Source organism: Steroidobacter flavus, from assembly GCF_042651805.1.
Classification (GTDB): domain Bacteria; phylum Pseudomonadota; class Gammaproteobacteria; order Steroidobacterales; family Steroidobacteraceae; genus Steroidobacter; species Steroidobacter flavus.
In genome coordinates this window covers 730,820-757,339 of record NZ_JBHSDU010000001.1, presented here as the reverse complement: position 1 = coordinate 757,339, position 26,520 = coordinate 730,820, and the positions used below count along the sequence as shown (strand labels likewise).

The following is a 26,520-nucleotide window of genomic DNA, read 5'->3' as shown; positions in this document are numbered from 1 at the left end:
CGGGCCGGTCCTCTATAGTCTCGCGGCGTCCCGATTCTCGGACGCAAGAGACCGTTCATGCTCGCAAAAATTGCGTTGCTGGCCGCGCTGACGCTGCCCTTCGGCGTGGCTGCCCAGGCGGCCGAACAGGCACCCGCGAAGGCCGCGGTCGATCCCGTCGCCCAGCGCGCCGTGATGACGGGCGAGCAGGTGGTGCAGATCCTGGACGAGACCGTCGACTGGTATCGCACGCTCGGCACCCAGCAACAGGCCGCGACTCAGCCCAGCGATCTGCTGATTCTCTATGCCAATCGCCAGACCGCGGACAAGGTCATGGCGCTGGCATTCGAAATCGCGCGGGCCAATGCCGAACTGATCAGCAGCGAGGCCGGCGCCAAGCAGGAGCAGCAGGAAGCCAGCACGCCCGAAGCGCAGTCGCTGACGCGCCTCAAGCAGAAGCTCGAGCAGCATCGCACCGAGTTGCAGGAAGAGATCGAAGCGGTACGTCGGCAGGTCGCGGCGGCCTCGAACAAGGGCGAGTTGCAGACCAAGTTGTCGGTCTTGCAGGGCGAGCTGGAGCTGGTCAACGCGCGACGCAATCTGTTCTCGAACATGACGCAGTACGTGAGCGAGAACACCGGCGCCAATGCGCTCAAGGCGCACATCGATGCCATCGCGGCGTCGATTCCCGCCAGCATTGGGCCTGTGACGACGACGACCACGACCGCCCCTGCGGCCGGTGCAACGTCGGTCACGTCGGCAGTGAGCACGTCGCTCAGTCAGTTCGGCATTTGGGATTTGACGGCGACGGTGCTGCGCTTGTCGGCCAAGGCGCGGACGATTGAGACGATCGATCGTCGCACCGAGGAGTTGCAGGGCGTCTTTACGGAGATTCGCGAGAAGCCGTTGGAACAGCTCAAGGCGTTGACGGCGCGCGGCGACGAGTTAGCGGCAGAAGCAGAGCAAGACAGCTCCAAGCTGAAGTACGTGCGCGATCAGTACGACACCATCGCGTGGCTGTTCCAACAAACATCCTCGATCGTCACGCCGCTGAGCAAAGCCGAAGTGCTGCTCACTCAGTATCGAAACAATCTCAACAACTGGCGGGATGCCACGCAGCGTCAGTATCGAGACGCATGGCGTGCGCTCGGCATTCGACTCGCGATCTTTGCAGGCTTGCTGGCGCTGGTGTTCACGGCGGCTGAGCTGTATCGGCGCGCGGTGTTCCGTTACGTGCAGGACATTCGGCGTCGCTCGCGATTGTTGCTGCTCAGGAAGATTCTGCTGTGGTCGCTGGTCGTCGCGATTGCGGCCGCGACGTTCGCCACTGAGTTGGGATCGCTCGCGACGTTTGCTGGTCTGATCACCGCCGGTCTCGCAGTGGCCATGCAAAGTGTGCTGGTCTCGGTGGTTGGTTATTTCTTCTTGATCGGCAAGTACGGCATTCGTGTCGGCGATCGCGTGCAGGTCGGCAGCGTCACGGGCGAAGTGATCGATCTCGGCCTGGTCCGTTTGCATCTGATGGAGCTGAGCGGTCAGGACGGCGCGATGAGCCCGACCGGACGGGTCGTGGCTTTTGCCAACTCCATCATCTTCCAGGCCTCGGGCGGCCTGTTCAAACAAATCCCTGGCATCAACCTGGCGTGGCACGAGATCACAGTTCGGTTGCCGAGCGGCGCCGACGCCGCGGCGTTGAAGACCAAGCTCATCGAAGCGGTCAGCAGCGGGTTGAAAGATTATCGCGACGACATCCTGCGCCAGACGCAGGAAATCCAGCGCACCGCGCAGGTGCACGGCAGTACCGATGCTCAGCCGCAGGTTCAGCTGCGATTCTCGGCCGAAGGTGTCGATGCCATCGTGCGTTATCCAGTCGAGCTGCTGCACGCCGCCGAGATCGACGAGCGCGTCTCGCGCGAAGTGTTGAATGTGATTTCGTCGGAACCCTCGGCGTCTCCGGCTGCTTGAGCCACACAAGAAATGTGGCCTGACGACTTCGCCGGCGCGGTGGTTTTGTCTACGCCGTTGCGGGCAACCTCGCGCTCGACCATCTGCGCCAGAAACAGTCGCAGGGAAAATATCTGGTCCGGAAGCCGGTGGAGGATGGCGATCATCCGCATCGAGCCGCTGACAGGCAGCAACATCGAAGTCGGCCTCAAGTGGTCGGGGCGCGTCGCTTACCAGATCGATCGACACTGGAATGCCGCGCTCAACCTCAACAACCTGACCGACCGCACTTACTATCAGACAGTCAATGACGTCCAGTTCGGTAACTGGTACGGAGAACCTCGCAATTACATGCTGACGGTGCGCGCCTCGTTCTGATCGTTGCGGATCATTTGCTCCGCCAGGCGCGTTACGGCCGATCCGGTAGCAGGAGCGGTGTCATGGCGGGTGTGCAATTCGGCTACAAGCTGATGTCGGAAACTACCGGACCGCGCGAGCTGGTTCGCAATGCGAAGCTGGCAGAGGAGGCGGGCTTCGACTTCGTCGGTCTGTCGGATCACTACCTGCCCTGGCTGGAATCGCACGGTCATTCGCCGTTTGCGTGGAGTGTGCTCGGTGCGATTGCGGAGACTACCGAGCGCGTCGGCATCGCCACCGGGCTCACTTGTCCCATCATTCGTTATCACCCGACGATCATCGCGCAGGCGGCGGCGACGATTGGTGTGATGAGTGAAGGGCGCTTCACGCTCGCGCTCGGGGCGGGTGAACGATTGAATGAGCACATCGTGGGTTATGGATGGCCGCCGGTGCATCAGCGTCATGAGATGTTGCGTGAGGCGGTGGAGATCATGCGAAGGTTGTGGGAGGGCGAGCTCTACTCACATAGCGGCGAATATTACGAAGTCGAGAGTGCGCGGATCTACGACCTGCCCGAGGAGCCGGTGCCGATTGTGATTGGCATCAGCGGCAAGAAATCGGCGACGCTGGCGGGCGAACTCGGTGTCGGCATCATGGCGGTCGAGCCGGAGCCGAGCTTGATCAAGGATTGGAAAGCGGCGGGCGGCGAGGGCTCGAGGTATATCGAGCTGTCGTTTGCTTATGCGAGCAGCGAGAAGGAGGGATTGAAGATCGCGCATGAGTATTCCAAGTTCGGTGCGTTGGGGTGGGAGGTGCTGGCGGAGTTGCCGGGGGTGAAAGGATTCGAGGGGGCGACCAAGTACATCAAGCCCGAGGATTTGAAAGACAGCATTCCACATGGGCCGGACCCGGCGCCCTATATCGAGCACATCAAGAAGGCGATCGATGCGGGATTCGATCGGGTGGTGTTGCTGGGGGCGGGGCCGGATCAGGCGGGGTTCATCCGGTTCTTTGAGAAGACGTTGGCGCCGGAGTTGCGCGGGTTGACGCAGAAAGGTCAGTCGGCAAAGAAGAAAAAGAAGTAGCGACGCGCCACCACACAATCAAGCAAGTCCTGCAACGGTTGACTCGGCTCGGGTGCGGTCCAAGCTGCCTGGCCTTCCAACGCGACCACTCTGCAGGGAACAATGGCGCGCGATCAAAGACTGAGACGGTTCGGTGTCTTTCTATTCGTCACCGGTGCGCATGTGCTGCTGCTTCTGCTGCCGCTGGATGTTGAGCGGAGGGAACGCGGCGAACCTGCGGGCGGCGAGAGAACGGCGCAGTTGTTCTTTCTTCGGGCACCTGCGGTCGAGCGCAGGGCCCGGCGCGAGCCGCGTCAACCTGGCGAGCCCGAGATCAAAACAAACATTGAGGTCGCGGCTCCCGCGTCGATCACAGCGATACCGCCAAGTGGCTCGGCTGCTGCCGGCCCGGGGGCGGCGCTCTCCATCGATTGGAGCGAAGAAGCCCGACGCTCAGCCGCAGATGCGGTTGCCAAGGCGCCAAGCCACGATCGGAGCCGGTGCGATTCCACGGGGCTCGACGACCCCGCGCTACCCAATTGCAAGCCTGCACCGGAGTTCAGGTGGGCGCCGCCCAAGGCGGGTTTCTCCGGGGGCTTGCCGTACATCAGCGTGGGCGATCACTGCGTCATCGGCCTGGGCTTCTTCGGCTGCGGCTTCGGCAAGCCTGCCGCGAATGGCAACCTGTTCGACGGCATGGATGCGCCCGACCGGGATCGTAGTTCGGTGCCGGATCCGAATCCGCCGGCGCAAGGGCGCCCTCGCACCTCGGACGCCATGCCCAGGCAATGACAACCGCTCGAGGCATGTGTCGAGATCGGGGCCCGAGTGGGGCTATTCTGTCTCTGCGGTATGATCCCGGCAGAGCAGCGGTGGAGAGTTCGATGGCATCGAACAGCGTGGCTGGAGCAATCGTAGCGGGCGCGAAGCGGCCGATGGGGCCGGCGGTGGCGGCGGCGTTGAGGCAGCGGTTTGGCGATCGCTATGTCACCTCCGATTCGGTCCGTGAACATCATGGTCGTGACGAGTCCGCCTACGACATCACTCCGCCGGACGCGGTCATCTTCGCGTTGTCCACTGAAGACGTGGCCTTCACGCTCGCGTTAGCCAATCAACACAGCGTGCCAGTTATCGCCTACGGCGCAGGCTCATCGCTCGAGGGGCACTTGCTCGCCGTGCAGGGCGGCATCTGTCTCGATCTGTCCCGCATGAACAATATTCTCGAAGTGAACGCGGCCGAAGGAGTCGCGGTCGTCGAAGCAGGCGTCACGCGGAAACAGCTGAACGAGCATATTCGGCAGGACGGCGTGTTCTTTTCCGTCGACCCGGGGGCGGATGCGACGATCGGCGGCATGATTGCCACGCGGGCCAGCGGCACGAACGCCGTTCGTTACGGCACGATGCGTGAGAATGTTTTATCGCTCACCGCAGTGACGGCGGCAGGTGAGATCATTCATACAGGTACGCGTGCACGGAAGTCCTCCGCCGGTTATGACCTCACGCATCTGTTGATCGGCAGCGAAGGAACGCTCGCGGTCGTGACGCAGGCAGTGGTGAAGTTGCGGCCGGTGCCGGAGGCGTCGAGTGTGGCGGTGGGGCACTTCCCCGATGTGGACGCGGCCGTGCGCACGGCCAGCGAAATCATTCAGTACGGCTTGCCCATTGCGCGATGTGAGTTGCTGGATGAGATGACGGTGATGGCGCTGAACCGGTATAGCAAGCTCAGCTTGCTCGAGCGCCCCATGTTGCTCATGGAATTCCATGGCAGCGAGACGTCGGTGGCGGAGCAGGCGGCGGTGGCGGAGGAGATTGCGAAACAGAATGGCGGCGAGGAGTTTCGCTGGACCAAGTTGCCGGAGGAGCGCACGAAGTTGTGGAGTGCGAGGCATAACGCATATTTCGCGACGCTGCAGCTGAGGCCGGGATGTCGGGTGTTTTCGACGGATGCGTGCGTACCGATTTCAAAGCTGGCGCAATGTATCGCGGAGTCGAGAGCGGATCTTTCCGCGTCGGGGCTCATGGCGACGGTGTTGGGACATGTCGGTGATGGCAACTTCCATGTTTCCTTAGTGATCGACCCGACGAATGCCAAGGAATGGGAGGCGTGCGAGCTGTTCAATGAGCGGCTGGTGCATCGGGCGATTGCGATGGGTGGCACGTGCACGGGCGAGCACGGGGTCGGGCTGCATAAGAAGCGCTTCCTGGAAGCGGAGCATGGCAAGCCGGCGGTGGATGTCATGCGAGCGCTGAAGCGGACCCTGGACCCAAATAATATTTTGAACCCGGGCAAGATATTCGATTAGCCCTGGCCGCCTTCGGCGGCCGGGCCAAAGAGATGAAATATATATGGGCCGCCTGGCGGCGGCCCGGGCTGCTTTAAGAGTGCCATCCAGCGGCGACCGTGGCCGACGTAAAAGCGGCGGCGGCCGCGGCAGTAGAGAATGCAAAAGTAACCGGGCGGTGGGCGCGGCAGTCGAGAATGCAAAAGTAACAGGGCGGTGGGCACCGCCACAATCCTGCAATGTGATCGCGACGATTCTGTAAAACGCGGCCGGCATAGTCCTCGGCCATACGCGTCATTGCAGAGGAGTTGCTATGCGTTCACGGTCCGTGTTGCTGGCCGCGGCTGTTGCGGCTACGTTTTCGATGTCCGCTCACGCCCACGATCAAGCGTCTCACTCGAACGAACAGGATAAATTCGAGGAGCGGCTGGAAGGGATCGGGGCGCGTAACAAGGCGGCGCAGCGGCTGACGTGGCGCGATTCCCGTTGGAAGCACGACCCGGTCGTGAACATCAAGCTCCTCGGTATCAACGATTTCCACGGCCAGCTGTCGCCTCGTGCGGTCGGCACGCGGCCGGCGGGTGGCGCGGCGGTGCTCGCTTCTTATCTGCGAGTGGCGTCGGAAGCGGCGAAGGATGGCGCGATCATCGTTCATGCCGGCGATCATGTCGGCGCGTCGCCGCCGAACTCGGCGCTTCTGCAGGACGAGCCGGCCATCAGCGTGCTGAATGAGTTGGCGAACAAGCAGTGCCTGCCGGCGCGTTTGTTCCGCAAGCTGCCTTATGAGATCCAGGCCTATACCCAGCCCCGTTGCAACGTCGTCGGAACTTTCGGCAATCATGAGTTCGACGAAGGCATCGGCGAGGCGCTGCGTCTGGTGTACGGCGGCACTCACGAAGACGGTCCGTTCCTCGAGAAGCGCTGGCAGGGTGCGGAGTTCCCGTACATCAGCGCCAACGTCATCGATGAATCGACCGGTCGCCCGGTGCTGCCCCCTTACACCATCAAACTGGTGGACGGCATCGCCATCGGTTTCATCGGCGCGGTGTTGAAGGAAACGCCGACCATCGTGACGCCGACCGGCGTTGCCGGTTTGAAGTTCATAGATGAAGCCGACGCCATCAACGCTTCGGTGAAACAGCTGAAGCGTCAGGGCGTGAAGACCATCGTCGTCACCATTCACCAGGGCACGGGTCAGACCAGCTACACCGGTCCGACCGATCCGGACGTGTTGCCGCCGGGCGGTCCGATCGCGGACATCGTGAAGCGTCTGGACAGCGAAGTGGACGTGGTCGTTTCCGGTCACGCGCACGGCTTCACCAATGCGTTGGTGCCGAACGCCGCGGGCAAGCAGATCCTGATGACGCAGGCGTTCTCGGCCAGCACGGCGTATGGCGATATCGATCTCACCATCAGTCGCAAGAGTGGCGATGTGGTGGAGAAGTCCGCCGCCATCGTCACGACCTGGGGCGATGAAGGCCCGGGCCTGGTGCCGGATGTGAAAGTGGCTGAAATCGTGGCGCAGGCCGATGAGCGCGTCGCGCCGCTGGTGAATCGCGTGGTCGGCACTGTGACGACTGCGTTGACCCGGACCGAAAGCAGCGCGGGCGAATCGGCGCTGGGCAATCTGATTGCCGACGCGCAGCGCGTCACCACGAATGCCGAATTCGCCTTCATGAACCCGGGCGGCATTCGCGCCGATTTGAATGCGGGCGAAGTGACCTGGGGCGAGCTGTTCACGATTCAGCCGTTCGCCAACGACCTCGTGTCCATGAATCTCACCGGCGCGCAGATCAAGACGCTGCTGGAACAGCAGTGGCAGGGGCAGAGCTTCCCGAAAATCCTCAAGAGCTCGGGGCTGACCTACACCTGGGATAACGCCCGCCCGGTCGGCGATCGCGTGACCCAGATTCTCAAGGCCGACAGCACGCCGCTCGATCCAGCGGCCAGCTATCGCGTGACGGTGAACAGCTTCATGGCCGCCGGCGGCGACGGCTTCGTGGTGCTGCCGCTGGGCACGAACCGGGTGATCGGCCCGGTCGATCTGGCGGCGCTGGTCCAGTATGTGGAGTCGCTGCCGCAGCCGTTCAGCGCGGCGATCGAAGGCCGGATCGTTCGGATCAATTGATTTCGAGCAGGGATGACGTGGAGGGAACATGGATGTTCCCGCCCGCAGCTCACGAAAAAGTAACGATGACGGGCCGAACGGCTGGGGTATCCTTGGTGCACCTGTCACATCAATGACCCGCCAGTGTCACACTCGCCGTCGGAAATCACGGACGCCCGGCCCAAGCCGATGCCCGCTGTGCTCAGCGAGAGCCTGGGAGCGGACCGGGGTTTGATCTGCGGCTTTCGGCTGCGGCCCCACGCTGCGCCCCAGGAAATCCCATCGGAAGAGATCGCGCCGGCCCTGGTCCAGGTGCAGGCGGGCTCCGATGCAGTGGTCTGGTTGCATTTCAATTTGAGCGATGCACGCGCCCGTCGCTGGCTGCTCGATGCGACGTTTCTCCCCGAATCGCTGCGGGAGTTGTGGCGCGAGCACGATGGCAACCGCCGGGTCGAGACCGTCGACGACGGATTGCTGCTGGTGGTCAGCGACTTCTCTTATGACGACGCGTCGGACCCGTCTGAGGTCGCGCCGCTGTGGTGCTTTGCCAGCCAGCATTTGCTGGTCACCGCTCGATTGCATCCGCTGCGAAGCGCCGATGAGCTGCGCCTGCAAATGCGCTCGCATCTCACCGCTTCCTCGGGCATCGATCTGGCCGCGCAGCTGCTCGACATCCGCACCAGCCGAGTGAAGCGGCTGGCCAACGAAATGACCGATCAGCTCGACAACATCGAGGACCGGATTCTGGCCGGTAACATCGAGCAGCAACGCGAGCTGTTGGGTCGCAATCGACGCTTGTGCGCGCGGCTGCGAAGGGAGTTCGCTCCGGAGCGCTCGGACTTGAATCGTTTCCTGCATCGGCCGACCGATGCGTTGGCCGAGGCCGATCGCGAAACGTTGCAGTCGTCGACCGATACATTGGCGTTCGCGCTCGAAGAGGTCTCCGAGTTGTACGAGCGCTCGAAGCTCTTGCAAGAAGAGCTGGCATCGCGCCTCGCCGAGGCCACCGGCCGCAACTTATATGTATTGTCCATCGTCACCGCGGTGATGCTGCCTATGACACTGGTCACCGGCATCTTCGGCATGAACGTCGGCGGTCTGCCGGGCTTGCACGGCGATCACGCGTTCTGGTGGGTGATGTTGTTGATCCTCGCCAGCGGCGGTGTCACGCTCGCCGCGTTCTTCTGGCGACGGTTGTTATAAAGAAACGTTGAAGGTTGCCGGCGCCTCGCCCCGCGTCGCCCGTTCGAAGGCGCTCTCATAAGCGGCTTCCAGCGCACGCGTGTGCGGCTTCGTTTGAAACAACGGTTGCGTGAGCCGCTGCCGCGCGAGCTTGTCCCTGAGTTGTTTCAATCGTTGTGGTTCGTGCGCCAGTTCCACCGCCCACGTTTCGTAGTGCGACGGATCGTTTGCAATCAGCTCCGGCAGGTCGAGCGCGTGTAACAAGCTTCCCGCCATGCGTGCCGCGAAAGAACGGCCGGGGCAAGTGAGTAACGGCACGCCCGCCCACAACGCATCGCTGGCAGTCGCGCCGGCATTGAAGGGCAGGGTGTCGAGAAAGAGGTCGGCCAGCTGCATGCGTGCCAGGTGCTGTGCGTAAGCCACGCGTGGCGCGAAGATCAGTCGCTCGGCAGAGATGTCGTGTTTCGAAGCGGCCGCACGCAGATGGTTGCGCGTCGGTTCGTCATCGGCCACCAGCCACAAGACGCTGTCAGGCACCCGGGCGAGAATGCGCATCCAGGCAGCAAAGCCCTCGGGATTGATCTTGTAGCTGTTGTTGAACGAGCAGAACACGAAAACGTCATCGGGCAGCCCAGCGTCGCGACGGCTGGGCATTGCGGTGTCGATCCGACGCTGATCGTCGTTGGACTGGAAGCAGTGAGGCATCAGAATCAGCGCTTCGTCGTAGTGCACGCGCTCGGGCGGCGGCACCAGGAATTCATCGGCGATCAAATAGTCCATGAAGGGGGCGCCCATGGTGCCGGGCAAACCCAGATGCTGGATCTGCACCGGTGCCGGCCGCTGCGCGAAGATGCCTGGGCGGCTGTGTAGCGTGTGGCCCATCAGGTCGATGGCCACGTCGATCTGTTGCTCACGCATGAGCTGCGCGATCTGTTGATCCGAAAGATGCGGTACGACGTGGAATCGGTCGAAGCTCGCGCGTAGCGCTTGCGAGCATGCGGATTCATCGAACGGTTGGAGCGAGACCGCGACGACTTCGAATCGCGAGCGGTCGTGCTCGCGAAATACGCCGGCCATCAGATGACTCACGGCGTGCTCGCGAAGGTCCCCGGAAACATAGGCGATGCGCAGCCGATCATTGCGTCGAACTGCGGCTGGGGGCGCCATCACGACTGGACACTGGTCTCGTGTGTATATACGGCCGCAGCGCTGTTGCAACTCAGGTGAATCGCACACCGCCAGGAAAGGAAACGGCAGGTCCACCATTCGGCCTTCGCCCAGTCCGGCGATCACTCGGTCGCGCAGCGACGCGTAGTCACGCCAGTCGCACTGTTGCAATCTGAAGTTCAACAAGGCGCCGGGGATGTATGCAAAGTCGGGCGCCAGCGCATGCAGCTGTTCGAGGCAGGCGCGGGTTTCGTCCTTGCGTCCCAGCACATGTAACACGCTGGCCTTGCTGTTGAGCGCGTTGGCGAACTCGGGCTGCAGTGCCAGTGCACGGTCGAAGTCATGCAGCGCTTCTTCATAGCGCATCAGGCGGAGCAGGGCATTGCCTCGATTGGCGAGCACCAGCGGGCTGTCCGGCATGACCTTGAGACAAGATTCATAACAAGCGAGCGCTTCGCCGGTACGCCCGAGCGCGAGCAAGGCGTTGCCCGCGTGATTCAATCCGATCGGATGATCGGGGTGCAGCTGTAGCGCACGGTGAAAATCGACCAGCGCCAGATCCGGTCGGTCCGCTTCCATATACAGGTCGGCCCGGCCGAGCAAGCCATCGACCAGATCCGGTCGCAGCTCGAGCGCGCGGTTGTATGCAGTGAGCGCGACATCGCCGTTCTTGAGCGCGACATGCGACATGCCGACGTTACACCAGGCTTCGGCATAGTCGGGAGCCAGCTGCGTTGCCCGCTCGAAGGCGGCCAGCGCCTCGGTGTCCCGTTTCAAACGAAACAGCGCGGTGCCTTTATTGTTGAGGGCGCGCACGTGTCCCGGTTGGAGAGCCAGGGCGCGCTCAAAGCTGTTCAGCGCATCTTCATGTCGATCGAGCTGCAATAGCGCGTGGCCGAGATTGTTCCAGGCCGAAACATGACCCGGCTGGAGCGACAACGCGGCGTTGAAACGATCGGCTGCGTCCTGCAGCCGGCCCGCTTCAAGCAGCGCGTTGCCGAGGTTGAGGTGGATCTCCGCCTGATTCGGATCGGTGTCGAGCGCCCGCTGCAACCAGTCCGCCGCCGCGGCGGCCCGCCCATCGCGAAGCTCGATCACGCCCACCAGATGCAAGGCATCGCAATGATCCGGATGGCGATCCAGCACTTGCAAACACAGGGCGCGGGCCCGCTCGAGCTGAGCCTGACCGAAGTAGCTCACGGCCTGGTCGAAACGGTTGCGGATCGCGGCGGAATATTTCATGGGCCGCGCAGGATAGCGATGCAAGCTGTCAGATTGATGTCAGTCGCTGCGGCAATTCGTGCTGACGCGTGTCATACATTCGTCGGCTGAATCGATTCGCCTGCTGTCACGGGGATGTCATCGGCATCACGTATCAAGACGCGACTTAAAAGCGACGGCTCTCACGTTGGCCTGCCCGCAACGGGTGTTGGCGAGGGGACCGCGCGGGGAAAGGGTCACCCATCGTGTCATTGCGTTGCGCCAGCGTTACATTTCTATTGCTATCGGTTCTTGGCAGCTCCCAGCTGCTTGCGCAGGAAAGCGGCGCCGACAGTGCTCAAGACAAGTTCGCCGTCACCGAATACCGCGTGCTCGGCAACACGGTGCTGCGGCCCACGGATATCGAGACGGTCGTGTATCCGTTCCTGGGCGAAGGCAAGACCATCGCCGACGTCGAGGTGGTGCGCCAGGCGTTGGAGAAGCTTTATAAGGACAAGGGCTTCGGCACGGTCTACGTGGATATTCCGGAGCAGAGCGTCAGCGAAGGCATCGTGCGCCTGAAGGTGACCGAAGGCCGGCTCGATCGCGTGCGTATCACCGGCGCTCGTTACTTCGCCAATGGCGCCATTCGCAGCGAGCTCACGTCGTTGCAGTCCGGCACGGTGGTGAGTCTGCCGGAGTTGCAGGCTCAGCTGGGCGAAGTGAATCAGCAATCGCGCGATCGAACCATCACGCCGGTGCTGAAGGCGGGGCGCTCGCCCGGCACGGTCGATATCGAGCTCAAAGTGCAGGACAGCCTGCCGGTTCACGGCAGCGTCGAAGTCAACGATCGTTACAGCGCCAACACCACGCACACGCGCGCCAGCGTCAACCTGAGCTACGACAATTTGTGGCAGAAGTTCCACAGCCTGTCGCTGCAATACCAGACCTCGCCCGAGGATCTCGATGAAACGCGCGTGCTCGCGGGCACGTATCTCATGCCGCTGTCGAACGGCAATCTGCTCGCGGTGTACGCGGTCGATACCAACAGCGATTTCGCAGTCGTGAACACCGGCGGCGATCTGTCCGTGCTGGGCACGGGCAACATTTATGGCATGCGCTACATCGCGCGTCTGCCGATCCTCGGCGGCTATTCGCAGAACGTCACGCTGGGCACCGACTACAAGGATTTCAAAGACGACATCGTGCTGGAGGACGGCACGAACGACACCACGCCGATTCGTTACATGAGCTGGACCGCCGGTTACAGCGGTGTGCTCGGCCGCGACGGCAGCACCACCGGGTTCAATCTCAACGCCAACTTCGGCATGCGTGGCGTGATCAACAATCAGTCGGAATTCAGTTACAAGCGCACCGACGCCAACGCGAGCTTTTTCTATCTGCGCGGCGACGCTTCGCATCTGCAAACGCTGTGGTCGGGCACGGCGGTGTACGTGAAGGCCATGGCGCAGTGGACGCCGGATCCGCTGATCAGCAACGAGCAATTCGCGAGCGGCGGCTCCGAAGGCGTGCGCGGCTATGTCGAATCGGCGTTGATGGGCGATCGGGGCGTCGGCGGCACCATCGAGCTGCGCTCGCCGTCGATGCATGCCTGGTTCGGCAATATGGTTCGGCAGCTCACGACATTTATTTTCTACGACGCCGCGCACGTCACGCAGCTCGCACAGATCGACGATGACGGCAATCTCGTGGCCCGCGGCATCAACTTGTATAGCGCCGGCGCCGGCCTGCGCTTGACTGGCTTCGGCGGCCTGGAAGCCGCGCTCGATTGGGCCTATCCGCTGCGCGATTGGGACGATGTCGAGAAGGGCGATTCGCGCGTTCATTTCCGAGTGCGCTACGCGTTTTGAGGTTTGTGGAGATGGGCATGGTTGACTCGGTGACGCAGCGCTCGAATGTTCGGATGCTGGCTCAGGCAGTGCGATGCGTGCTGCGCGGCGTGTCGTTGGCTGCTACGGCGGCCACGGCCGGATTGTTTGTTTCCACGGTCCAGGCGGACCCGCTGCCGGTGATCTGCGTTTCGGGCGCGACCTGCGGTAACAGCAACAGCGTCATCAACAACGCGCTGAGCGGGGTCTCGGGCATTGCCATCGCCGGCAACTCGATGACCATCAATCAAACTGCCGCGAACGCGGTCTTGCATTGGCGCAGCTTCGATATCGCAAGCGGCGCCAGCGTCACATTCGTCCAGCCCGACAGCGATTCGGTGGCGCTCAACCGGATCTATCAGAACGGCGCGTCCCAGATCATGGGCAATCTCAGCGCCAATGGTCGCATCTATCTGCTCAATCAGAACGGCATCGTGTTCGGCAACGGCGCGGTGGTGAACGTCGCCGGCCTGATCGCCAGCTCGCTGGATATTTCCAGCCTGTCGCTCAACGCCGATGGCAGCACCAATCTGCTCGCGGCCGGGCAGAGAAATCAGGCGGCGTTCCAGTTGTACCGGGACGCGGGCGGCAATGTATTGACGAGCGGCGATGTGACGGTCGGGCAGGGCGCCACCATCACCACCAAGGACGGCGGCCAGGTCTTCATGTTCGCGCCGAACGTTTACAACTACGGCAACATTTCGACGCCGGACGGTCAGACGGTGCTCGCGGCCGGCGATTCGGTGTATCTGGCGAGCAGCGCGGATAACAATCTGCGCGGCATCTGGGTGGAAGTCGGCACCGGCGGCACTGTGGTCAACGGTGTCGAAGAAAATTCGAGCGTCACCGACAAGACGCGGCTGGTCGGCCAGATCATCGCCGAGCGCGGCAACATCACACTGGCTGGCGCGGCGGTGAATCAGTTGGGACGTCTTACCGCGACCACGTCTGTCAACGAAGGCGGCTCCATCCGCTTGGTGGCGCGCGATGGCGGATCGGTGCAGGCCGTTGCCGGTACATCGGTCACGTTGACTGGCCACAACGGTGGCACGTTGGTTCTGGGCAGTAACAGCGTCACGGAAGTGCAGCTCAATAGCAGCAGCGCGACCACGGTGGACAGCAATCCGCAGCCCGTGTCCCGGATCGTCGGCATCGGCGAACAGATCGTCGTGCAAGACAACGCGAAAGTCATCGCGCCACATGGCGATGTCACATTGGCTGCGTGTGTCGATTGCAGCAGCATCAGCGATATCTCCTTGGCGAAAGCGCACGAGCTGGCCGACGAAGCAACCTCGGCGAGCGACGGCTCGAGACTATTCGTCGGCGCCGGCGCGCTGATCGACGTCTCCGGCGCGCACATAGACAAGACCATGGAGATCAACGTGCTCAGGGTCGAGCTGCGCGGCGACGAGCTGGCCAACAGCGAGTTGCAGCGGGACGGCGCTTTGCGCGGCGAAACGGTTTACATCGATATTCGTCAGACCGGCACGCGCGCCGACGGCACGACCTGGGTCGGCAGCCCCATCGGCGATCTGAGCGGCTGGGTGGGCGGCATTCAGCGGAATGTCGAGGAGCGCAGCCTGACCGGCGGCACCGTCAATTTGTTGTCCAGAGGAGATGTCCTGGTCGAGCGGGGCGCGACCATCGACATTTCCGGCGGCTCGATCAATTTCGCCGGCGGTTATATCAACACCTCCAACGTGATCGGCGCCGACGGCAAGGTTTACGACATCTCGAAGGCTATCGCGGATCGCAGCTACGTGGCGGCGACCAACAGTGGCGTCCACACCGTGTTCGATCGGCGTTGGGGTGTGACGCGCACGTATTTCGCGGGCGGCGCGCGGGGCCATTACGAGGAAGGCTACGTCGAAGGCAAAGACGCCGGCTCCGTGCAGATCGTCGGCAATCGAACTGTTCTGGATGGCGCGATTCGGGCGGAAACCGTGGTGGGACGCAATCAGCGCGAGCTGAGCGGCACCGTCAATGCCTCGGCGTTGTATCGGCCGTACGACGAGCTGCCGCTGAGCGGCACGCTCATTCTCGGTAAGACCACCGCCAGCGGCGACGAGGCCGACTACGTCGTCGGCGATGTGACGATTGCAAACAACGCGTACTCAGCACTGGCAGCGGACTTCAATCCGCTCACCGATTCGCTCGGCGACGTCGGCAGCACGGTGTTGCTGAGGAGCGATTTGTTCGGCGAAGACCGCATCGGAAATCTGACCTTGCGGGCCAATGGCGCCGTCACGGTGGCGCAGGGCGCGAATGTGACTTTGTCGCCCGGCGGTACGATGAATGTAACGGCCGGCTCAATCGACATCGCCGGCTCGGTGACGAGTCACGGCGGTCAGCTCGCGCTCACGGCTCGGCCTACCTTTACCTCGCGTGAGTTGGGCGATGGGCTGGTGCTGAGAAGCGGTGCTCGGCTCGATACCAGCGGCACATGGGTCAACGACACTGCCAGCGCAAACGGCGGCGAGGTCGGTACGGCTCCGTTGTCCATCAATGGCGGCAGCGTGCGATTGCAAGCGCAACGTAACTCGCTGACGTTGGAAAGCGGCAGCGTCATCGACGTGTCCGGCGGCGCGCAGTTCACCAGCGATAGCGACGTGGTCGCCGGCAAGGCGGGCTCGATTGTATTGAGCAACTCCCAATCGGCGGACGCGGTTGGCGCGGTCACCGCCATGACACTGGGTGGCGAGTTGCGTGCCTACGGACTCGAAGACGGCGGCAGCCTGTCGTTGACGACGACCGGAGCCTGTATCGCAGCGACCGCATCAGGGTGCGAACAGACCTCCGCCGGGACGTTGTGGCTGACGCCAGAGTTCTTTGCGTCGGGTGGTTTCAGCAGTTATTCCATCGTGAGCAATCGCGGCGGTATCGAAGTCGCTGCGGACACCACGGTGACCTTGCGTCAACAGAACTGGCTCGTGCCCTTGTCCGGAGATTTGAGCCGCTTCGCGACCGGCACGTCGCTCAGCGATATCGCGACGGTCGGATTGCTCGAGGACATCGACCGTAAGGCGGTGGATCTGACGTTGTGGGCGCAACCGACGCAACCGGGCTCGGGCGGCAGCTACACGGCAGCGACCTTCTCAAATGCTGAGAATCTGGTCATTCGCACGGGTGCCAGCATCATCGGAGAGGTCGGCGCGACGATCGATCTGAGTTCGACCAGTCGTTTGCTCGTGGACGGTACGGTTTCCGCGGCAGCCGGCACCATCAAGTTGGGATTGAACAGCGGCCTGGCGATCGCGCCGGACGGCACGGGTCAGTATTTTGCCGATCAAGGCATCTGGCTCGGCAGCAACGCGCAACTGTTGGCGCGTGGTGCAGCGGTTACCGAGGTGGACAACCAGGGACGCGTCATCGGCGAAGTCCGCAGCGGCGGCACTATCAGCATCGACGCCGATCGCGGTCACGTGATCACTTCTTCCGGTTCGCTCATCGATGTTTCCGGCACGTCGGCGGCGCTGTCCGTCAAGTCGGATACGCAAGGGCGTTATCAGATCCGCGAGGTCGGCTCGGCCGGCGGTCGTCTGGATATCGAAGCGTCCGAAGCCATTCTGATCGGTGGCGACATTCGCGGCGCATCGGGAGATCCTGGCAATCTCGCAGGCGGCACGCTGCGCATTGCGCTGGACATGTCATTGCGCAACGATCCTGGACTGACGCGCTTCCCGCCCGGGAACGAGCCCGTGTTCCCGGGCGGCGATCGCACCATCGAAATCACACAACGCGCGCTCGACATCAGTTTTGGCGACTCCACGCTGGTCGGCTACCAGGGCACGGCCGTGGTGGCGGCGGATCAGATCACCGGCGGCGGTTTCGACGCGCTCGAGCTCGATGCCAGAACGGTCTGGACCGCCGAACGCAGTACGTCGGCGAACGTCGTGCACACGGGACGGATCGAGTTCGACCGCGATGTTTCTCTCGCGCTCGCTCGCAGTGTGGTGCTGAATGCCGCCGTGGTCGCTTCGGATGGCGGCAATGCGGTGCTGAGCGCGCCGCGAGTGACATTGGGCAACTCGGAAATCGACTTGAACAACGTTCAGTACCAGCCGCCGATTCTGGCGGGTACGGGCACGTTGCGAGTCGATGCGAAACAGATCGATGTGATCGGCACCAGCGTCCTGCAGGGCTTTGGCTCGGCCACGCTGCGATCCAGCGGCGATTTGCGTCTGACCGGCGTGTTGGTCGATCCGCTCGGCGATCAGGGATTGAAGGTGCTGCAAGGTTCGCTGAGCACTGCCGGCGATCTCACATTGAGCGCGGCGCAGGTGTATCCGACCACGCTGTCTGAATTCAAAGTAGCGGCGGGCGTCGGTAGCACCGACGGCACGTTGCGGGTCGAGCAGAACGGCGTGGCGGGCGATGCTCTGTCTGCGGGCGGCGCATTGACGCTGTCGGCACCGAATGTCGTGCAGTCCGGCACGGTGCGCGCACCCTTCGGCAGCATCGAGATCGATTCGCCGAACATCACGCTTGCCGATGGCAGCGTCACATCCACCAGCGGCGCCGGCTTGAACGTGCTCTACGGCGAGACCGAAGGCGGCCTGAACTGGGTGTATGTGCTCGGCGGCGACAAGATCGTTTACGGCGAGAACGGTAAACGCATCGTCGATCAGCGCATCGAGCTCAACGGCGACAACGTCGCTTTGGAAGAGGGCGCGGTGCTGGATGTGAGCGGCGGCGGCAATCTGCTCGCCACCGAATTCAGTTCCGGCACGACCGGCAAGCAGGACGTGCTCAGCGAAGACAACACCCTGGGCAGTTTCGCCATCGTGCCCGCGAGCAGCGTGGTGGCTGCGGCCTACGATGCCGCGATCTACGCCGCCGACGGCGGCTTCCAGGCCGGCAAGAGTGTTTATCTGTCCGGCACCAAAGATTTGCCGGCGGGCGATTACATCATGTTGCCGGCCAAGTACGCGCTGTTGCCAGGGGCGTATCTGGTGCGGCCGGTCTCTGGTTATCGCGACATCACCGCGGCCGAATCGTACACGTTGGCGGACGGCAGCAACGTCGTTTCCGGCTACTACACATACACCGGCAGCGGTCTGCGCGACAGCGCGCGTAGCTTGGGATTTGCGGTCCTCAAGGGCACGCAGGTTCAGAACAAAGCCAAGTACGCCGTTGCCAACGCCAATGATTTCTTTGCCCCGAAGGGCGATGACTTACTGGCGCAGCGATTGCCGAAGGATGCCGGCACTGTGGCGATCACCGCCATCGAGTCGCTGACGCTCGAAGGAACATTGCAAGCTGACATTGCTCAGGGCGGCCGAGGCGCGGCATTGGATATTGCGAGTAACGCCATTGAAGTGGTCGCAAATGCGGGCAGCGCCGGTGGTACTGGCGGTGCGCTGATTCTGGATGCGGCAGATTTGAATGCGCTCGGCGCGGAGTCGATTCTGCTCGGCGGCGTGCGTCGCGAAGGCGCGCAGGGTGTGAGCATCGACACCAGCTCCTCGACAGTAACGATCGCGTCCGGCGCGTCGTTGCAGGCGCCGGAAGTGATGTTGGCCGCGACCAATACGGTCACGGTCGAGCAAAACGCGAGCATCGCCGCGACCGGTGCGGAAGTGCAGTCACAGGATGTGAACCTGCGTGGCAACGGTGCCTTCGTGCGCGTGGCTACTGGTGAAGCTGCGGACGTCAATCGTAGCAACTCGACCAACAACGGCCGTGTGGTTCTCGTCAGTGGCTCGACGCTGACCGCGACGTCCGGTTCCATCAGTCTGGAATCCGCCGGCGATGCACAGCTGGCGGGCGCGTTGTCCGCCGTCGGCGGCGAAGTTTCCATGACAGGTAACGTGATCAGCCTCGGCAACGTGGATCCTTCGGTCACCGGCTGGGTGCTGGACGCGGCTCAGTTGTCACAACTCGATGCGGGTACGTTGAGCTTGAACAGCCGCAGCACCATCGACTGGTACGGCGACGTTTCGCTCGCACTCACGAATTTGAATCTGAATGCTCGGGCGATCCGAGGTTATAACGACGGCACGGTGTCCATCGCCGCCACTGGCGATGTCGCGTTCCGGGGCGGCAACGCGCTGATCGATCCAGTCGACTCCATCGGCGGCGGCCGTTTCAATGTCACAGCAAACAACGTGATCTTCGACGACGCGGTCGAGCTGTCCGGCTTCGATACGGTCGCGCTGTTGGCCAATAGCGAAGTACGTGCGGACGATACGACGGCGATCAATGTCGTCGGCGGCGATCTGCAACTTGGCGCGCAACGTATCACGACCAAGTCGGGCGTGGATCTCACCATCACCGCCGATGGCAGGGCCACGCTTTCGAACAGCGGTTCGAATCAAGCGCTCGCGGCGGTCAACGATCTCGGCGGCTCGTTCACGTTGAACGCCCGTGCGATCGAGCTGGCTACGCGAATCGAGTTGCCCTCGGGCCTCGTGACATTGAATGCGACCGATGCCACTCAGGGCGGCATCACGCTGAGCGAAACCGCGGCGATCGATGTCAGCGGTCGTGCCACTCAGCTTGCCGACCAGGTGGCCTATAGCCACGGCGGCAAAGTGAACCTGGAAACCGCCAGCGGCAATCTGGAGCTGGCCGCGGGCTCGAGCATCGATGTTTCTGCGGCCGGCGGTGCAAACGCTGGCAGCATCGGGCTGACCGCAGCCACGGGCAATCTGCAAGTGGCGGGCACGCTCAATGGGCGCGCCGAAGGAACGGCTGGCAGCTTCAGTGCCGACGCTCAGCAGCTTGGCGATTTCAGCGTGCTGACTCAGCAGCTCGCGAGCAGCGGCTTCGCGGGCGATTTGAGTTTCCGTCAGCGAGGCGCCGGCGATCTGACCGTGGCAAGCGGTGCGACGGTGCGTGGAACGTCTGTGTCGATGACTGCAGACCAAGGTAGCGTCGTGGTCGCGGGCGGCATCGTTGCTCACGACGCCGACGGCGGTCGTATCAATCTGTCGGCCCGCAACGGCATGACGATCAGCGGCACGCTCGATGCTCGCTCGACCGGCGACACGGAACGCAACGGTCGCATCGATCTGAGCGTGAGCAACGGCGGCTTGGAAGTCACCAACAGCGCGACGATCGCTACGGTGGCCGCGGGCGCGAAGCAAGGAACGACCGGCGACGGCGATGTTTCTATTCGTCTGCCGCAGTCGTCGTTGTTGACGGTCATCGATGCCGATGCCGGCAACGATGCCGTGCACCTTGGCGGCGACTGGAGCAGAACGGCCGACGTGAGCGTCGAAGGTTTCGCGGTGCATGTCGATGCCGACGGCATCCTCGATGCGAACGACACGGTGGCGATGGCCGGCAATGTCATCTATGACGCCGCTGCCGCGTTCGCCGCGCACAGCGATGAGATCGCGACGGCGCTGAGCAATTCGACGCTGACGGGTCTCGAGGTGGTCACCGGCATCGAGATTCAATCCGGCGCCAGCGATGGCAGCCTGGCGTTGAACTCGGATTGGAACATGGCGGCCTGGCGCTTCGCCGACAGCACGGGCGCCCCGACCAAGCCCGGCGTGCTGACGCTGCGCGCCGCGGGCAATCTCACTTTCAACGAATCGCTGAGCGATGGCTTTATCGACGAGAACAGCTTCACGCTGGGTCTCGGCTTCGGCGACAGCTGGTCCTATAACCTGGTCGCCGGCGGGGATACCGCCAGCGCCAATGTGATGGCGACGCATGCGTCGACGGCGGTCGGCACCGTCCTCATCAACGGAGTCGACAGCTCATCGGCCGCCGGTTACACCGTCGTGCGTACCGGCACAGGCAGCATCGACGTGGCTGCGGCGTCGGACATCGTGCTGAGCAACGACGCGGCGATGATTTACACCGCGGGTGAAGCCAGCAACGGCATGATCTATGGCACCGTGCGCGGTCAGGGCAATCAGCTCGGTGGGCTCTACTATCCGACCAACGGCGGCGATATCACGCTCACCGCCGGTCGCAATGTGATCGGTGCGCCCACCAATCAACTGATCACCGATTGGCTGTGGCGCATCGGTAAGGTGTCGGAAGACTTCAACAATCCGAGTCGCTCCACGGCCTGGACCGTGAATTTCTCGCGATTCCACCAGGGCGTCGGTGCGCTCGCTGGCGGCGATGTCAGCGTGACCGCGGGCAACGACGTTCGCGACCTGTCGGTGTCGACCGTCACGATTGGCCGGCAGGCGGCCAATCCCACCAACGACAAGACCGCTGCGGCCAACAATCTCGAAGTGATCGGCGGCGGCAATGTGAATGTCACAGCGGGTGGCGATATCCAGAACGGCACTTACTATTCCGGTCGCGGCAAGATCGATCTGCGCGCATCAGGCGAGGTGGGCAGGAGCCTGGATGTGACTGGCCAGCCGACGGGCCTCGGGCCGCTGCTGCTGCTCGGTGATACTCAGGCGACAGTCGCGGCGAGGCAGGATGTGACTCTCGGCGGCGTGGCGACACCGACTCTGTTGCCGCAAGGTTCCTCACAAGGCAACGCGGCATCGACGGATAGCACGTTCTCCACCTATTCGTCGGAGAGCTCGTTGGCGATCGAGTCCATGGGCGGGGACGTCTCCCTGGTGTCCAACCGGGGCGCGATCAACGATTACTACCTGTGGACTGGCACCGATGCGAACCAGGCAGAGCTGGCATTCACGCTGTTGCCCGGCACCGTCGACATGCTCGCTCTGCGTGGTGGCGCGAGAATCGCGGGAACGCTCATGCCGGATGAGAACGGCACGCTGAGTGTGCGCGCGTACCAGGATGTGGATCTAAACGTCATCGTATCGGATGTCGACATGGGCTTGATGCCCGATCAGGACCGGCCGGTGGCCAGTACCGCCATCGATAAATTCAACAGCGACTTATACTCGGCGCTGACCATCTGGAAGGGAAACAGCAAGCGAATCTTCAACGCGGACACGCCGGTACGGCAGCAGGCCGCAGAGGACGGGACGTTGCTTTCCTCGCGCATCGTTGCGGCCAATGGCGACGTCACCGGCTCCGGCTACTTCGGCGCGGCTGCCGATATTCATGCCGGCGGCGATATCGTCGATCTGGATGTGGTCATCCAGAATCTGGTGGCTTCCGATGTGAGCACCATCAGCGCGGGCGGCGACATTCGCTACACGATGTCGAGCGCCGCGGGCGGACTGGCGCGCAATGAGGCGGGCATCACCGTCGACGGCCCCGGTCAGCTGTTACTTGCCGCCGGCGGCGACATCGACCTGGCGACCTCAACGGGTGTGACTTCTCGGGGTAACGATGTGAACCTCGCGCTGCCCGAGGGAGGCGCCAGCATCACTGCGCTAGCCGGCCTGAGCGACGAGAATCCCGACTATGCCTCGTTCGCTGACAATTACGTGGCGCAGACCGCTGACTATATTGCCGCGCTCACGGACTATATCCAGACCCTGACCGGTGATCGTCCCGCCGATGCGGGCGAAGCTCGCGTCGCGTTCGCTGCGCTGGGCTCCAAGCAGCAGCGCACCTTCCTCCATCGCGTGCTGCTCTCGGAGATCCGGGAGTCGGCCAAGGAAGCGGCGTCGCTGGAAATGAAGGATGACTATTCGCGTGGCTTCGCGGCGCTCGAAACGTTGTTCCCCGGCAGCACGGATGCCGAGAACAATCCGTACAGCGGCGACATCAGTCTGTATTTCAGCCGTATCTATACGGTCGATGGCGGCGATATCACTTTGCTGACGCCGGGCGGTGGCGTGAACGCCGGCCTGTCGGCCGCGACGCTGGAGCGATTCGGTATCAAGAAGGACGCCAGCGAGCTGGGCCTGGTCACCCGTCGCGGCGGCGACATCGGCATCGTTACCGACGGCGACGTGCTGGTGAACGAGTCGCGCATCTTCGCGATCAACGACAGCGACATCCTGGTGTGGTCCTCCAACGGCGACGTCGATGCCGGTCGAGGTGCGAAGACGGCGATCTCCGCGCCGACGTTCAAAGTCACCTACGACAATGATGGACACGCGTACGTCACTTATGACGCGGCGTTGTCGGGCAGCGGCATTCAAACGCGTGCCACCACTGCCGAGCACAAGCCGGGAGACGTGGTCCTCGCCGCGCCTCGTGGTGTAGTCAACGCCGGCGATGCGGGTATCGTCGCGGGCAATCTCACGATTGCGGCGACGGCGGTGCTCGGTGCCGACAACATTTCGGTGAGCGGCATCGCGGTGGGCGTGCCGGTCGATACTGGCGGTCTGGGCGCGAGCCTGGCGGGTGTCGCTTCGGCGGCGAGCAGCGCCAGCAAGTCGGCGGCGACCTCGGTCGACGATTCCGGTTCTCGCGAACAGTCCGGCGCACCGATGGCGCAAGCCGCGCTGTCGTGGCTGGATGTGTTCGTGATCGGCCTCGGCGAAGAAGGCTGCAAGGGCGACGATCTGGAATGCTTGAAGCGCCAGTCGACCACGCTGTGATCGGCTGGAAACTCTATCGGGCGCACGCGCTGTTGTTTGTGTGCGCCTACCTCGGGTTCCTGGGGTACTTCGCAGTGACGGATCCGCACAATCCGGTTGCTGCGTTGATCAGCAAGCGTTCCGAAACGGAGCCGCAGCCACTCGCGGCTGCGCCGCCGCCGGTGGTTGTGTCGAAGCCTGCCGCCAGAAATGTTTCTGTCGTATCTGAAGCCGCTCCGGTCGCAGTCTCGGAAGACACCGGGCGGCAGCAGGAACGCGTGCGTTTGAGCGAAGTGAGTCAGCAGGCGACTCGGGCTGAGGCACCTCAGGAACGAGCGACGGCTATCGATCAGCTGAGTGCGGCTACGCCGGAGGCATTGCAGGCGCTGCAATCTGTCGTCACTTCCGACTCCGCTGTACGCAATCGTATTCGCGCCCTCAATTCACTGCGGGTCCTCGCGGAGCAGGGCGATGCGAAAGACGCCGTCCTCAGGATCGTGCATCTAGCCACGGCGGACGCGAATAGCAGCGTGGCGTCGCGTGCCAGCGAGGTTTATCGGGAGCTCACTCAGGAGCCCGCGCCGAGCGAGTGATTGCGAGTGTCATACACGTGCATGACGCCCGAAATTCATAGTGTCTTTGTCACGAAATCATCACGTCGGATGGAAATAATTCCGGCCGCAGTTCGCCGGCTGCGAACTGTAAACCATTAAATACATCGTCATTAGACCAAGCCGAGACGCGAAATCCCGTGCGCAAGTTACTTGCAGTGCTGTTCTGTTGTCTGCCGATGGCCAGCCATGCCTGGTGGAATGACGAGTGGAATTTCCGCAAGGAAATCACCTTTGACTCGACCCCCGCGGCGGCCGATATCGCGGCGACGCCGGTGGATGTGCCGGTGCTGGTCCGCCTGCACCTGGGCAACTTCGGTTATTTCGGCGACACCAAGCCCGACGGCAGCGACATGCGCGTGGTCGCCGGCGACGACAAGACGCCGTTGAAGTTTCACATCGAGCGTTACGATCCCACCAATCAGATGGCGTTCATCTGGGTGCGGGTGCCGCGTATCGCGGGCGCCAGCAACGCTGAAAAGATTTATCTCTATTACGGCAATCAGAAGGCCACGACGGCGCCGCCCGCCGCCGACACTTACGACGCTACGCAGGCGGCGGTTTATCACTTCGGCGCGGATGCCGAAGCACTCGCCGACAGCACGGCCAACGACAATGACGCGGCATCGTCGACCGCGGAAATGACGCCGGCTTCTTTGATCGGCGGCGGTGCGAAGTTCGCGGGCAGCTCGGTCATCAGCAAGCCGTCGACCGCCTCGCTGCGCTTGATCCCAGCGAAGGGCGGCACGCTGTCCGCCTGGGTGCGTATCGATCAGCCGCAAGGTAATGCGCAGGTGGTCGGCCTGGACGATCAGGGCAAGCGCTGGGTCATCGGCATTCGCGGCGCGCAGGTTTATTCCGCGCTGACCGGTGCGAGCGGAGAAGTCGAAGCGCTGAGTTCGGAGCAGATCGCGACCGGCGCCTGGCATCACGTCGCCGCGACCGTGGGCGGCGGCAAGTTGATTCTGTTCGTCGACGGTAAGGAAGCGGCGAACGTGGCCGCGCAGCCGGTCGAGATCGCCGGCACATTGAACATCGGCAACAGCACCGCCGGCAGCAACGGCCTGATCGGCGAAGTCGACGAAGTGCAGGTCGCCAACAGCGCACGCGCGCCGGAATGGATCGCGGCTTCCGCGAAGGCGCAAGGCCAGGAATCGCCGTTGGTCGTGTACGGCGCGGACGCGCAGAAAGAAGGCGGCGATGTTTCCTATTTCAAGGTGACGATGCAGAACGTCACCGTCGACGGCTGGGTGGTCATCATCATCCTGGCCATCATGTTCGTGATCGCCTTGCTGGTCATGATCGCCAAGGCGACCTACCTGTCCAAGATCAAGAAACAGAACGCCGCGTTCCTGAAGGAATATCAGGCCATGCACGGCGATCCGACCGCGCTGGATCACGAAGAGAGCAAGGACGAGGCAGGAGATGCCGCGCTGGATGAGTCGCCGTTCATGCCGCACTTCGGCGAGAAAGGCGAAACCAAGTTCAAGTTCTCCACCCTGTATCGCCTGTATCACCACGGCGTGCAGCAGATGAGCGGACGCGTTGGCTTGAAGTCGGCGGGCGCCCGCGCGGCAACGACACTGACGCCGCAGTCGATCGAAGCGATCCGCGCCACCATGGACGCCACCATGGTGCGCATGACGCAGAAACTGCAGTCGCAGATGGTGTTGCTCTCTATCGCCATCGCCGGCGGTCCGTTCCTTGGACTGCTCGGCACGGTGGTCGGCGTGATGATCACGTTCGCGGCCATCGCGGCCAGCGGCGACGTTAACGTCAACGCGATCGCGCCCGGTATCGCCGCCGCGCTGGCCGCGACCGTCGCCGGCCTCGGCGTCGCGATCCCGGCCTTGTTCGGCTACAACTGGTTGAACACGCAGATCAAGGAAGTGAACGCCGATATGCGTGTGTTCGTCGACGAGTTCGTCACGCGAGTCGCGGAGCACTACAGCTAATGTCTGCATCAGCCGAAGAGAAAGACGTATACGACGAGATCAACATCACGCCGATGCTCGATCTCGCGTATGTGCTGTTGGTGATCTTCATCATCATGACCACGGCGTCCGTGCAAGGCATCAAGGTGAACTTGCCGAAGGCGAGCGAGACGCCGGCGCTGGCCAAGCCGAAGACCAAGGCGGTGTCGATCACCGCCGATGGCACGATTTATCTCGACACGTATCCGGTGACGTTGCCGGAGCTCGAGAATCTGCTTCGTCAATACAAGGCGCAGGATCCGGAGCTGCCGGTGATCATCAAAGCCGACTCCACGATTCAATATCAGAAGGTGGTCGACGTGCTTGACCTGGTGGGACGGCTGGAGATCACCCAACTCGGTCTCGTGACGCAGCGACTGGTCAAGTAGCGGAGCGCG

The 26,520-nt window shown here is 62.8% G+C and carries 13 protein-coding genes; 12 read left to right on the top strand and 1 reads right to left on the bottom strand.

Going from position 1 to position 26,520, the window contains the following annotated elements; translation table 11 throughout:
* Nucleotides 1–57: 57 nt before the first annotated feature.
* The 7 genes from ACFPN2_RS02935 to ACFPN2_RS02905 all read left to right on the top strand — a co-directional run bounded on the left by ACFPN2_RS02935 (nt 58) and on the right by ACFPN2_RS02905 (nt 8,936).
* Complete coding sequence (locus ACFPN2_RS02935; protein ID WP_380594806.1) at nt 58–1,944, top strand: mechanosensitive ion channel domain-containing protein; 1,887 nt, start codon at nt 58–60, stop codon at nt 1,942–1,944.
* A gap of 135 nt (nt 1,945–2,079) precedes the next feature.
* The gene (locus ACFPN2_RS02930; protein WP_380594804.1) at nt 2,080–2,301 is read left to right on the top strand and encodes a hypothetical protein; all 222 of its coding nucleotides are present in this window, start codon (nt 2,080–2,082) and stop codon (nt 2,299–2,301) included.
* A 62-nt stretch (nt 2,302–2,363) separates the two neighbouring features.
* Nucleotides 2,364–3,365: a TIGR03557 family F420-dependent LLM class oxidoreductase gene (locus ACFPN2_RS02925; protein WP_380594802.1), complete on the top strand. Its 1,002-nt coding sequence runs from the start codon at nt 2,364–2,366 to the stop codon at nt 3,363–3,365.
* A 102-nt stretch (nt 3,366–3,467) separates the two neighbouring features.
* Nucleotides 3,468–4,136, top strand: a complete 669-nt coding sequence (locus ACFPN2_RS02920) for a hypothetical protein (protein ID WP_380594800.1) — start codon at nt 3,468–3,470, stop codon at nt 4,134–4,136.
* Between the two features lie 92 nt (nt 4,137–4,228).
* Nucleotides 4,229–5,647 (top strand): FAD-binding oxidoreductase, encoded by a 1,419-nt coding sequence (locus ACFPN2_RS02915; RefSeq protein ID WP_380594798.1) that lies wholly within the window; start codon nt 4,229–4,231, stop codon nt 5,645–5,647.
* A 292-nt stretch (nt 5,648–5,939) separates the two neighbouring features.
* A complete protein-coding gene (locus tag ACFPN2_RS02910; protein ID WP_380594796.1) occupies nt 5,940–7,754 on the top strand; it encodes a bifunctional metallophosphatase/5'-nucleotidase in 1,815 nt (604 codons plus the stop codon).
* A 123-nt stretch (nt 7,755–7,877) separates the two neighbouring features.
* On the top strand, nt 7,878–8,936 hold the full coding sequence (locus tag ACFPN2_RS02905; protein ID WP_380594794.1) for a CorA family divalent cation transporter: 1,059 nt from the start codon (nt 7,878–7,880) through the stop codon (nt 8,934–8,936).
* Here the strand turns inward: ACFPN2_RS02905 and ACFPN2_RS02900 are convergent.
* Nucleotides 8,931–11,324 carry a tetratricopeptide repeat protein gene (locus ACFPN2_RS02900; protein ID WP_380594792.1) on the bottom strand — a complete coding sequence of 798 codons (2,394 nt, stop codon included), beginning with the start codon at nt 11,322–11,324 and terminating at the stop codon, nt 8,931–8,933. The two genes, ACFPN2_RS02905 and ACFPN2_RS02900, sit on opposite strands and share 6 nt — an antisense overlap.
* A 224-nt stretch (nt 11,325–11,548) precedes the next feature.
* On the opposite strand from ACFPN2_RS02900, the gene ACFPN2_RS02895 reads away from it, so the two are divergent.
* From ACFPN2_RS02895 to ACFPN2_RS02875, 5 genes are all read left to right on the top strand, one after another.
* A complete protein-coding gene (locus ACFPN2_RS02895; protein WP_380594790.1) occupies nt 11,549–13,153 on the top strand; it encodes a ShlB/FhaC/HecB family hemolysin secretion/activation protein in 1,605 nt (534 codons plus the stop codon).
* 17 nt (nt 13,154–13,170) lie between these two features.
* Complete coding sequence (locus ACFPN2_RS02890; protein ID WP_380594788.1) at nt 13,171–23,559, top strand: filamentous haemagglutinin family protein; 10,389 nt, start codon at nt 13,171–13,173, stop codon at nt 23,557–23,559.
* Nucleotides 23,529–24,131: a hypothetical protein gene (locus ACFPN2_RS02885; RefSeq protein ID WP_380594786.1), complete on the top strand. Its 603-nt coding sequence runs from the start codon at nt 23,529–23,531 to the stop codon at nt 24,129–24,131. The genes ACFPN2_RS02890 and ACFPN2_RS02885 overlap by 31 nt, the downstream gene beginning before the upstream one ends.
* Before the next feature lie 158 nt (nt 24,132–24,289).
* Entirely contained in the window at nt 24,290–26,104 is a 1,815-nt protein-coding gene (locus tag ACFPN2_RS02880) for a DUF2341 domain-containing protein (protein ID WP_380594784.1), read from the top strand.
* Nucleotides 26,104–26,511 carry an ExbD/TolR family protein gene (locus ACFPN2_RS02875; protein ID WP_380594782.1) on the top strand — a complete coding sequence of 136 codons (408 nt, stop codon included), beginning with the start codon at nt 26,104–26,106 and terminating at the stop codon, nt 26,509–26,511. Before ACFPN2_RS02880 ends, ACFPN2_RS02875 begins: the two co-directional genes overlap by 1 nt.
* The last annotated feature ends 9 nt before the right edge of the window (nt 26,512–26,520 follow it).